The 11,496-nt window shown below is 37.8% G+C and carries 12 protein-coding genes; 10 read left to right on the forward strand and 2 right to left on the reverse strand.

Annotated elements, in window-relative coordinates:
* Positions 1 to 99 precede the first annotated feature (99 nt).
* Entirely contained in the window at positions 100 to 666 is a 567-nt protein-coding gene (mrpI, locus tag AACU95_RS13620) for a phase variation DNA invertase MrpI (RefSeq protein ID WP_004247323.1), read from the reverse strand.
* A gap of 678 nt (positions 667 to 1,344) precedes the next feature.
* On the opposite strand from mrpI, the gene mrpA reads away from it, so the two are divergent.
* The 10 genes from mrpA to AACU95_RS13670 all read left to right on the forward strand — a co-directional run bounded on the left by mrpA (position 1,345) and on the right by AACU95_RS13670 (position 10,978).
* Positions 1,345 to 1,872, forward strand: coding sequence for an MR/P fimbria major subunit MrpA (gene mrpA, locus AACU95_RS13625; protein ID WP_004247325.1), 528 nt, complete (start codon positions 1,345 to 1,347; stop codon positions 1,870 to 1,872).
* Positions 1,873 to 1,969: 97 nt separating this feature from the next.
* Positions 1,970 to 2,518 (forward strand): MR/P fimbria assembly terminator MrpB, encoded by a 549-nt coding sequence (mrpB, locus tag AACU95_RS13630; protein ID WP_139149873.1) that lies wholly within the window; start codon positions 1,970 to 1,972, stop codon positions 2,516 to 2,518.
* Positions 2,519 to 2,540: 22 nt separating this feature from the next.
* On the forward strand, positions 2,541 to 5,156 hold the full coding sequence (gene mrpC / locus AACU95_RS13635) for an MR/P fimbria usher protein MrpC (RefSeq protein WP_004247328.1): 2,616 nt from the start codon (positions 2,541 to 2,543) through the stop codon (positions 5,154 to 5,156).
* A gap of 55 nt (positions 5,157 to 5,211) precedes the next feature.
* Positions 5,212 to 5,970, forward strand: a complete 759-nt coding sequence (mrpD, locus tag AACU95_RS13640) for an MR/P fimbria assembly chaperone MrpD (RefSeq protein WP_004244924.1) — start codon at positions 5,212 to 5,214, stop codon at positions 5,968 to 5,970.
* Positions 5,971 to 5,983: 13 nt separating this feature from the next.
* Positions 5,984 to 6,529, forward strand: a complete 546-nt coding sequence (locus AACU95_RS13645; protein ID WP_004244923.1) for a fimbrial protein — start codon at positions 5,984 to 5,986, stop codon at positions 6,527 to 6,529.
* Between the two features lie 12 nt (positions 6,530 to 6,541).
* A complete protein-coding gene (locus AACU95_RS13650; protein ID WP_004244922.1) occupies positions 6,542 to 7,027 on the forward strand; it encodes a fimbrial protein in 486 nt (161 codons plus the stop codon).
* A gap of 10 nt (positions 7,028 to 7,037) precedes the next feature.
* The gene (locus tag AACU95_RS13655; protein WP_004244920.1) at positions 7,038 to 7,586 is read left to right on the forward strand and encodes a fimbrial protein; all 549 of its coding nucleotides are present in this window, start codon (positions 7,038 to 7,040) and stop codon (positions 7,584 to 7,586) included.
* Between the two features lie 21 nt (positions 7,587 to 7,607).
* Positions 7,608 to 8,435, forward strand: coding sequence for an MR/P fimbria adhesin subunit MrpH (mrpH, locus tag AACU95_RS13660; RefSeq protein ID WP_004244918.1), 828 nt, complete (start codon positions 7,608 to 7,610; stop codon positions 8,433 to 8,435).
* Between the two features lie 21 nt (positions 8,436 to 8,456).
* Positions 8,457 to 8,780 carry a transcriptional regulator MrpJ gene (gene mrpJ, locus AACU95_RS13665; protein ID WP_004244917.1) on the forward strand — a complete coding sequence of 108 codons (324 nt, stop codon included), beginning with the start codon at positions 8,457 to 8,459 and terminating at the stop codon, positions 8,778 to 8,780.
* Positions 8,781 to 9,403: 623 nt separating this feature from the next.
* Complete coding sequence (locus AACU95_RS13670; protein ID WP_004244916.1) at positions 9,404 to 10,978, forward strand: AbgT family transporter; 1,575 nt, start codon at positions 9,404 to 9,406, stop codon at positions 10,976 to 10,978.
* Between the two features lie 39 nt (positions 10,979 to 11,017).
* Here AACU95_RS13670 and AACU95_RS13675 read toward each other — a convergent pair whose 3' ends face one another.
* Complete coding sequence (locus AACU95_RS13675; RefSeq protein ID WP_161737091.1) at positions 11,018 to 11,401, reverse strand: DnaJ family domain-containing protein; 384 nt, start codon at positions 11,399 to 11,401, stop codon at positions 11,018 to 11,020.
* Positions 11,402 to 11,496 lie beyond the last annotated feature (95 nt).

An 11,496-nucleotide genomic window follows, 5' to 3' on the forward strand; every position in this document is an offset into this window, starting at 1 on the left:
AATTTGAATTAAAAAGAAAAAAATATCTATATTCTTATTGTAAAATAAAACGTACTCAATTATTGATATTAACTTTTTAAGTAATCTATTAATAAAGAACTATTGTGAGTTTCGCGTTTCCCACATATTGATAAATCGTTTTGAGTTACTTGCTGTATAAATAACCGTATGGGAAATATTGCGATGGCCTAAATAGTCTTGAATTAAACGTGTATCTCTGCCTAAATCCGCCAGTGCGTAGCCACAGGCGTGGCGTAACATATGAGGGTGTGGACTAATAGAAACATTGGCTTTTTTACCTAAACGGCGTAATAACCCATAAACTTGTTGACGGGAAATTGGTCCCGTTTTTTGTGATAAAAATACCCATTCAGAATCTGATTCTCTCCAGTTTTCTCTACTTTTCAACCAGTTGCATAAGGCTTCATATTCCTCATCAATAATAGGTTGTGTTGTTGAAAGCCCACCTTTTAAACGCCTGACATAGAGTATTCTACTTTCTAGATCAATATCGCTTAATGTTAAATTACATAGTTCGCTAACACGAAAACCATGTAAAAAACACATTAAAAACATACAGTAATCTCTTTCGGGATACCTACCTTCCTTAGCTTGCTTTAAAATAGCATTCACTTCAAAACGTGTAAGAAATTTACGTTGCTTCATTTTCGTAACCTTTTCAATTAGATAATAAACAACAAAAGTCAGTTGCAGCATCACTATAGCAAGTAATATGCATCAATAAAGGGTTGTGTTTTTTTTATACTTTCTTTTTTACTCGTTAATTTTAAACAAGTTTATTGAAAGTTTGCCAATTTTTAGAAAACGAAAACCATTGATAGGTAAGAGAAAGGAGAATGGCAGGTGATATTTACACCTATTTAGAGAAACAATCAAAATACACCAAATTGTTTACTATTATTCTCCGGCTTCTAACTTAAGTCAAATATATTATTAGGTATATATTCTTAATTATTTAACATATTGATATTAAACAATTTTTTAAAAAATCAAAATAATTTATTACTTTGTGCAAAACACTGAAATAAATTTTTTTACTTTTTTAACAAACTATAGTATTTGCACTTAGAATTATATAATCTTTTTCCTAAATTTTAAGATGAAAAAATCTAAATAGTCACGCTTGCGAGATGAAAATCTTTAACTAAACAATTTGGTGTATTTTGTTTCGTTTCTAACGATATTTCGCGGCGTTTGAAGTGGACTTAAATATACCAAAATTCCCGAGCTCAATAAATGAGCCATTCAATTAGGAATAATCCAATCCTAAATGAATTAATTATTTTAGATGTCTTCATCCTTTATATTTCAGGAAACAAAAAGATGAAATTAAATAAATTAGCTTTAGTTCTTGGTTTAGGTTTATCTGTTGTTGCGGGTTCTGCTTTAGCTGCAGATCAAGGTCATGGTACTGTTAAATTTGTTGGTTCAATCATTGATGCTCCTTGCTCAATTACTCCTGATACTGAAAATCAAACAGTTCCACTAGGTCAAATTTCTACTGCTGCATTAAAAGATGGTGGCCGTAGTAATTCTCGTGACTTTAAAATCTCTTTAGAAAATTGTACTACAGAGACTTACAAAACTGTTCAAACAACTTTCACTGGCTCTGAAGCAACTGAAGTTTTAGAAGGTTCTTTAGGCATTGAAGGTATCGCTAAAAATGCAGCTGTTGTTATCACCGATGCGGGTGGTAAACAAATCAAATTAGGCACCCCAAGTGCTGCTCAAAACCTGCGTGATGGTAACAATGATCTGAACTTTGCTGCTTATTTACAAGGTTCTGCATCTGAAGCTGCTGTTCCAGGTGACTTTACTGCAATCGCAACTTTCGCACTGACTTATCAGTAAGAAAAAATAAGTTCTGTACAAGGAAGTACAGAGCTTTAATTCCTGTCTTTACTTTTAATGATTTTTCTTACTAACGGAGAAAAATATGAATCGCAAGATGGCACCACTATTGCTATGCCTTGTTGCCAGTTTAGTGACTGCGTCAACGATAGCCAGTGATGTAAAACAAGATAAAAACATGCATCAGCGATTTGGGTGGCTCAATCTACAAGGAACCATATTAGAGCCGTCATGTGCAATATCAGCGGGAAGTAGTGATCAAGTGATCCCGCTAACGACGGTATCTATCCCAACGTTAGTCACTGAAGGTCAAGGACCGATTGAATATTTTTCTATCAGATTAACGGACTGTACGCTAATTAGCCAGAAAGGGCAAGAAGCGGATAATCCACGTTTTATCGCAACGTTCGATGGTCCTTCTAATGGAAATGGCAACTTTGAGTTATCCGGTGAGGCCAAAGGTGCTTCATTAGCGATAGCGGATCGTTATGGTCGACAAGCTATTCCAGGACAACCCCTACCGCCCGTTGGCATTGATTCGCAGTCAATGGCATTGCTGTACCAAGCTCGAATAGTCAAAAACAACGATACGCCAAAAGCGGGGAATTACCGTACGACGCTGCGCTTTAAGCTGGAATACTATTAAATGGATCAGGGTTGGATAATTTATGGTTAGATCATTCAAAACCGTTTGTTTAGAGAAGCGAGAAAAGAGAAAAAAGCATGCTATTCGGCCTGTTGCTATATTGATCTATTTAATTGTTACTGGGGCATCCAGTCTTTCAAATTCAGCTTTAGCGAATAGCGATATTGAGTTTAATGCTGATATTTTAGATCTTAAAGATAAACAAAATATCGATTTATCTGATTTCTCTCGAGCTGGCTATATTATGCCAGGGCGCTACGAATTTGTTGTTCGTATAAATAATAATGAACTTCCCGATATCTACAACATTAATTATGTTGTACCTGCAGATGATCCCAAAGGAAGTGAACCTTGCTTACCTCCTGAATTAGTTCGTCAATTAGGACTAAAACCAGAGTGGCTTGATAAAATTCGTTTTAACGATAATCAAACTTGCCTTGATACATCATCTATTCCCGGAATGACAATAAATGCCAGTTTAGGTAGTGGTAATTTATTATTAACGATACCTCAAGCTTATTTGGAGTATTCAGCACCAAACTGGGATCCGCCTTCTCGTTGGGATGACGGTATTTCAGGGATACTTTTTGATTATAACGTCAATGCCAATGTGACTGATCCTGCTAAAGGAAAACAACGTCAGCAAGTGACGGGGTTAGGTACTTTAGGGGCGAACTTAGGTGCTTGGCGTTTTCGCGCTGATTGGCAAGCGAGCTACCAACATACGACAGGGATCCCTCAAAGTACAGAAAACAGCTGGAAATGGAATCAATACTATCTCTATAGAGCTATCCCTCAATGGGAAGCGCGCTTTGTCATGGGAGAGACTTACTCGCGCTCCGATATTTTTGATAGTTTCCGTTTTACCGGGGTTCATCTCGCAACTGACGACAATATGTTGCCACCTAATTTACGTGGATATGCGCCAGAAGTCACAGGTGTAGCAAAAACCAATGCCAAAGTGACAATTAGCCAACAGGGTCGAGTGATCTACGAAACGCAAGTTGCTCCAGGACCATTTCGTATTCAAGATATTAATGATGCGGTTAGTGGCAAATTAGATGTACGTGTCGAAGAGCAAGATGGCTCTGTACAAGAGTTTCAAATGGATACGGCAAGTATTCCTTATTTAACTCGACCAGGACGAGTGCAATATAAATTCTCGGCAGGTAAACCTTCTAATATTGACCATAATACCGAAGGCCCCGTTTTTGGTATGGGGGAATTTTCATGGGGGGTGAGTAACGGTTGGTCACTTTATGGGGGATCAATTGTTGCGGGTGATTATAACGCCTTGTCTGCGGGTATCGGCCGTGACTTAATGGCTTTTGGTGCTCTCTCTTTTGATGCTACTCACTCTTGGGCAAAAATTCCTCGTGATGATAAGCGTTATAACGGTGGCTCTTATCGATTAAGTTATTCAAAACGTTTTGAAGCTATTAATAGCCAAGTCACCTTTGCTGGTTATCGCTTCTCAGAACGCGACTTTATGACCATGGATCAGTATTTAGAGCGTCGCTATCGCGATGGTAATGCTGATAATAACAAAGAACTTTATACCATTATGTTTAGTAAGCAATTTCCTGACTGGGGATTGAGTACTTACTTAAACTATAGTCACCAAACATATTGGAATAAGCCAACTAATGATAATTACAACTTATCGTTAGCGAAAAGCGCGGATATTGGTCGTTTTAAAAATATCAATTTTAGTCTCTCTGCTTTCCGTAATAAATTTAATGGCACCAATGATAATGGCGTTTATATGAATGTCAGTATGCCTTGGGGTGATCGTGCGACCATCAGTTACAACACTGTCATTAATAAGAGCGGTAACTCTCATAATGTCAGCTATTACGATCGAATTGATGACAATAGCAGTTATCGTGTTGGCGCTGGGGTAAGTAGCAATGGTAAACCTTCAGCCGATGCTTATTTTATGCATTATGCTGATGCGGCCTTAGTCACCGCCAGTGCAAGTCATATCAATGGTGAATATACCTCTGCCACTTTATCGCTACAAGGTGGTGCCACACTTACGCCGAAAGGTGGAGCATTACACCGCGTTAGTCGTACAGGTAGTACTCGCTTACTTATTGATACAGACGGTATCGCTAATATTCCCGTGAAGAATTTTGGTGCGATTTCCCATACCAATATGTTTGGTAAAGCGGTATTGCCAGATATTAATGATTACTACCGTAGTAGCGCGAGTATCGATCTTAATCGATTACCTGAAAATGTCGAAGCATTACGCTCAATTCAGCAATTAACCCTAACCGAAGGGGCGATTGGTTACCGTCGATTTGATGTTATCGAAGGGCAAAAAGCCATGGCGGTTATTCGGTTAAAAGATGGAACCTTCCCACCATTTGGCGCCAGTGTCACAACAGAAAAAGGGCGTGAGTTAGGCATCATTAATGATGGTGGAAATGTTTATCTAACCGGTATTAATACCGGGGATGTATTGAGTGTTCGTTGGAGTGGTAAAGAGCAGTGCAAAGTACTTATTCCAACATTGGTGGAGAATGTGCAAATTTCATCACTGTTATTGACCTGTAGTGATGATGGCACAGCAACCTCTACTTTCAATCAAAGAGAAGTCTCCTTACCTAAAACGAAGTTTCTATCTCGTTAAGGTTAAGGAACAGGAAATAAAGATAAAAACAACTTCAGACAAAGAGTAATTAAAGATGATGTTATTAAAACGCTCATGCATTGTTGCAACCACTTTGTTAATGGGAATGGCATTTACTCATCAAGCTGTTGCTGCCATTGCGCTAGATCGAACTCGTGTCATTTTTAATGGTGCCGAAAAATCGATTAGTTTAAATGTCAGCAATCAAAATAAGGACTTACCTTATCTTGCTCAAGGCTGGATGGAAAATGAAAACGGCGAACGTATTGAAAGCCCACTGATTGTTTTACCCCCGATCCAACGTATTGAACCGGGTGATAAAAGTCAGATTAAGGTGCAATCATTACCTGATATAGCCAAATTACCACAAGATAGAGAAAGTGTTTTCTATTTTAACCTACGTGAAATTCCACCACGTAGTAATAAGCCTAATGTACTGCAAATTGCATTACAAACGCGGATCAAATTATTTTATCGTCCTGCATCAATCTATGCCTCGCAAACGGATTTAACCAATCCTTGGCAAGAGCAGATCACTTTAACTAAAAAAGGTGATCGCTTCGAAGTGAATAATCCAACGCCTTACTATGTGACATTAGTCGATGGATTAACCAGTTTGAAAGGAAAAAGCTTGGATGGCTTTGAACCATTAATGATCGCACCTAAAAGTAGCGGCACGATAAATCTGAGTGCTTCCATGTTTGGTGCTTCACCGGTATTGAGCTACATCAATGATTATGGCGGTCGCCCTCAGATGAAATTCACCTGTAGTGGCAATCAATGCAAAGTAACAGAAACGGCAGCTGGAAACTAAATAGGTCTGATTTATGGTTATGGAACAGTGGTTTAGCCCAAGCAAGGCAGTGTTGGTTTTTATTCTGGCAACATTTACTGGAGGCCTGAGTTCTACTGCTGTTGCTAACTTACCTGCAGGAGCAGTAATAAGAGCGACCCCCGGGATTGTTTATATCAATATTACTGGAAACGTCATCGCTCCACCTCCTTGCTTAATCAATGACGGCAAGATGATCGAGGTGAATTTTGGCGAAGTAATGAGTACGCGTATTAATGATAGCAATTATAAGCAACCTATCGAATATACCGCGACTTGCCAAAAAAGACCGACTAACGCTATGAAAGTCTATATAACAGGTAATGCAACAGGGTTCGATAGTAATGCCCTACAAACTAATATTACGGGATTAGGGGTACGCATTCTTTATCAAGGTAAATTATTAGGATTAGGCTCAGCGGTTAAATTTACCTATCCCAATTTGCCTAAACTAGAAGCGATCCCTGTGCGTGATAATAGAGAAACACTAGTTGGTGGAGATTTTGTTGCCAATGCCACACTTCATGTAGATTATCAGTAAAGGGGCAACACGATGAATAAATTGCAATCTATTTGTCTGATTATATTACTAAATTCTACAGCAGTAATGGCGGCCGACTCGCCTAATTTAAAATTATTCGGAACATTATTAGTGCCACCTCCTTGTGTTATCAGCAATGACGAACGAATTGAGGTTTTTTTTGGTAAGAACGTCGGTATTAATAAAGTTGATGGTATTAACTATACCGAATCGGTGAATTATACCTTGGTATGCGACGCTAATTTAAAAGGCTGGGATTTGGGATTATCAATTATCGGACCTAAAACCCAGTTTGATGAGGCGGCATTGCAAACCAATATTCCAGATTTAGGTATTCATTTAACTCAAGATGGTAAGCCTTTTAAGCTAAATGAGCGTATTGCGATTTCACCAGATTCGCCTCCGGTTATTCAAGCTGTTCCAGTAAAAAGACCGGGAAGTACCTTGCCTGAAGGGGCATTTGAAGTCTCAGCCACCTTATTAGCAGAATACCAATAGGAGCGTTTTGATGAAAATAAAAACATTATCGATCCGGTTCATATTGGGTCTATCTGTATCAATAGGGTTAACTTCAGCGGCTTTTGCAATACCGGACAACCTCTATTTTCACGGCATATTAGTTGATGAGCCTTGTACCATAAAACCGGGTGATGAAACCGTGGTACTCGATTTTGGCAATATTCCTGATAAAAACCTTTATGCCTATAAAAGAACGCCAAGCAAGTTATTTCAATTACGTCTGTCAGAATGTGATCTCTCAATCGGTAAAAGCGTCAAAATAACCTTTAAAGGAGAGGAAAACCAAGCAATGGCAGGAGAAGGATTTTTGGCAATAAGTCCGGGCAGCCAAGCTTCTGGTATTGCGGTGGGATTAGAGTCTGAAAATGGTAATGCTCTACCTATAAATAAAGAAACAGACAAGATGTCATTAACTGCGGGTGACACTATTTTGAATTTTTATGCCTTTATTCAAGGTGAGCCGGATGCGATTGCGAATAAGTCGATTAAACGTGGTCCTTTTAGTGCAATAGCCACCTTCTATTTGAATTATGACTGATAATGAAGATTGAGGTTTTACATGTTTATATTTAAACGATTTCCGGCGATATTTATCTTAATAGCGGGGCTTTTCTCAGCACCTGCGATGGCCTCTATTTTTTCTTATATAACAGAATCAACAGGGACACCTTCTAACGCCACTTACACTTATGTTATTGAGCGTTGGGATCCAGAAACCTCAGGAATATTAAATCCTTGTTATGGTTGGCCTGTGTGTTATGTCACAGTGAACCATAAACATACAGTAAATGGTACTGGGGGAAATCCTGCATTTCAGATTGCTCGAATTGAAAAACTACGTACTTTAGCTGAAGTTCGTGATGTAGTACTTAAAAATAGATCATTCCCTATTGAAGGGCAAACCACCCACAGAGGGCCTTCATTAAACTCTAACCAAGAGTGTGTGGGATTATTCTATCAACCGAATTCAAGTGGTATATCACCACGAGGAAAACTCTTACCAGGTTCACTATGCGGTATCGCACCACCACCAGTGGGTGCTTGTAAAATATCTGAAGGTGCGGTGAACCTTAACTATGGTGATATTGATGAAGCTAGTTTAAGTGGTGCTAAGCGCTCTGAAACAATCAATGTAACCTGTAATTTAGCAATGAAAGTGTTGGTTATCGCATCTGGCTCTGATAGTGGACGGGTACCTCTGCGTGCAGATAAGAGTTTATATGCTGATTTATATCTAAACAATTATCCTGGTGAAAAAGGCGTTACGGTAAATGTTCCCGCAGGCGGTTCAGCGCCAGTCTCTGTGAGTTCAACGCTACGCACGAATGGACGGGTAGCTCCTGGTCGTTTCTCCGGTTCCGGTTCAATTATTTTAACCATGCCTTAATCATGATAGTGGGTGAATATTATGATGATGAATTTTGATTTTGCGAATATAGATGTAAATGCTTCTGTAGGTAAAAAGATCCAAAAAAAACGTAAAGAGCTGGGTTATACCGGTATGCAACTGGCTAAAAAAATTGGTGTCAGCCAGCAACAATTTTCTCGCTATGAACGAGGTATGAACAAAATAGATCTCAGACATTTAGTGCTGTTAGCTCTCTATTTGAATACACCCATTTATTGGTTTTTTGAGGATTGTTACGTAAAAAAGCCTTCATTAAATAATAAAGGAATAGATAAGCGCAATTATGTTATTGCTCAAGCAACACCTGATGCTTTTCATTATTGATATTAAGTCGGTATGACATATTGATGTTTTGCTAGATATTACATTTCTTTGATTGATTACCTTATTGGTAGGGCAAGGGCAACCTTGCCGTTTTTTTATGTTGAAAGTTGACTTATTTTATCTCTTCTAATACACCCATTTATTATTTTTCTATTATTTACTACGCTATTATTAGGCTTTTCTCCTATTTTATTATCATACCGCTTAGTCACAAATAGACTTCTTTTTTAACATCTCTTAGTTAATTCTTGTAATGATGTGACTATAAATAGTAATTTCAGCCGTTATTATCAGGTTTATTAGAGTATTCGAAGCTTTTTATGTACTTTTTAAGGAGTTTTTAGTTCTGTAAAGGTTAATAAATAGACTTTAAAATGTTAAAAAGTGTTAACTTGCGCGCATTTTTTAATTTTAGATATTATAAATTGATTTTAATGTTTGTTATCTATAATTGATGGTATGTTTTTTAACTTATTGTTTAATATTAATTAAATTATATTTTTTTTCATTGTTTGAGTGTTAATTTTAGATAATATCATTTATATGATAGGTATTTACGGATAGTAAAAACAAATTTGGTTGTGTACTGTGCATTTTCTGTTTTTTTATAAAAAGGATAAATCATGCAAACAAAAAAACAGGGAGGAAGTCGTTTTCTACGCACAGTGGAATGGCTTGGAAATGCACTCCCCCATCCCGTTATTTTATTTATTATTTTAATTGCTATTTTACTTGTATCTTCAGCGGTTGGTGAATACTTCGGCGTTACAGTACAAGATCCACGACCAGAAGGCGCTAAAGGGCGCGCTGAAGATGGTTATATTCATATTATCAGTTTACTTGATGCTGATGGTATACGACGTATTCTTGCTAATATTGTTACCAATTTTACAGGGTTTGCTCCTTTAGGAACCGTACTGGTGGCTTTACTCGGTGTCGGAATAGCTGAACGAGCGGGATTATTATCAGCCGTTATGCGTTTAGTGGTTATGAAAGCTCCACGCAAAATGACCACATTAGCCATTGTATTTGCAGGTATTATGTCAAATACTGCAGCTGAATTAGGATATGTTGTCTTGATCCCGCTATCGGCAATTATTTTCCATTCGCTAGGTCGTCATCCATTAGCGGGGATTGCTGCTGCGTTTGCGGGAGTATCTGGCGGATATTCAGCTAACTTACTGTTAGGGACTATCGATCCATTATTATCAGGTATTACACAACAAGCAGCACGCATTATTGACCCAAGCTATATTGTTGGTGCGGAAGCAAACTGGTACTTTATGTTTGTCAGCACCTTTTTAATTACATTTTTAGGCTACATCATCACAGAAAAAATCGTTGAGCCTCAGTTAGGGCCTTATAATGGTAATGAATTAGATGATGAAGAAACTGATCTAAAAAATGCTGCGCAAGTTACCCCTCTTGAGAAAAAAGCACTATGGGCAGCAACAGGAACATTTATTGTGATGGCCATCATTCTGGCATTCACTGTCGTACCTGAAAATGGCATATTAAGAAACCAAGAAACAGGTTTAATTGGTAACTCACCATTCTTAAAATCCATTGTTGTATTCATTTTCTTATTTTTTGCTATCCCCGGTATTGTTTATGGTTGGATAGCTAAGACTATGCGTTCAGATAAAGATATTGTCGATGCCATGGCAAACTCTATGAGCACATTAGGTCTTTATTTAGTAATTATTTTCTTTGCTGCTCAATTTGTGGCTTTTTTTGGCTGGACAAATATAGGGCAAGTGATCGCTGTTAAAGGTGCGGCTTTACTTAATAGTATTGATATGCCAAGTGGGTTGCTATTTTTGGGCTTTATTTTAATTTGCGCCTTTATCAATTTAATGATTGGTTCAGCTTCTGCACAATGGGCAGTAACGGCGCCTATTTTTGTTCCGATGTTAATGCTGGCAGGTTATGCACCAGAAACTATTCAAGCAGCTTATCGTATAGGTGATTCGGTGACGAATATTATTACGCCAATGATGAGTTACTTTGGTTTAATCTTAGCGGTTGCCACAAAATATAAGAAAGATACGGGTATTGGAACTATGATCTCGATGATGTTGCCATATTCTATTATCTTCTTAATTGGTTGGTCACTGTTATTCTACCTTTGGGTGTTTGTTTTCCACTTACCTGTAGGGCCTGGATCGCCAATTTATTATTCACCGCATGCGGGATAATATTATTCTTTAGATAAGCTTATACAAGGATGTATAGGCTTATCTGTGTTTATCTTTATGTGTTGCTAACTTTTCTGTTAATTGGGTTGCATAGTCCGTATGTAGAAACTGTGTGTCCATTCCTGCCTGTTGTAATTTTAATTCGAGTAAAGTGAGTTTTTTTTGTAACTGTTCATCTTTGATGCCAGTTTCTGAAAGTGAACTTAATATTTCAGCTAAAGATAATGCATCTTTTCTATCTTGCATTTCTGGGGGCAAAAAGCCGGCATTCTTAAGCAAATGATAACTAGCCCGCAAAGACTCAGGAACATGACTGTTATCATCTAATACCAAGGGTTTACCTTCTCCTGGCAAAGAAGAGAGTTCACCATTTTTCAACGCCTTTTCAATGTGGCGCTCCGCCCATTCATCAAGAATTAACATTATTCAGCCTCAACATTAATGACTAATGTAATCAATAAAATAACAAACTTAATTTCACTTGATCAAATCACATAAAATGATATTATATTTTTATA

This window comes from Proteus sp. G4415 (assembly GCF_963896075.1).
GTDB lineage: Bacteria > Pseudomonadota > Gammaproteobacteria > Enterobacterales > Enterobacteriaceae > Proteus > Proteus mirabilis.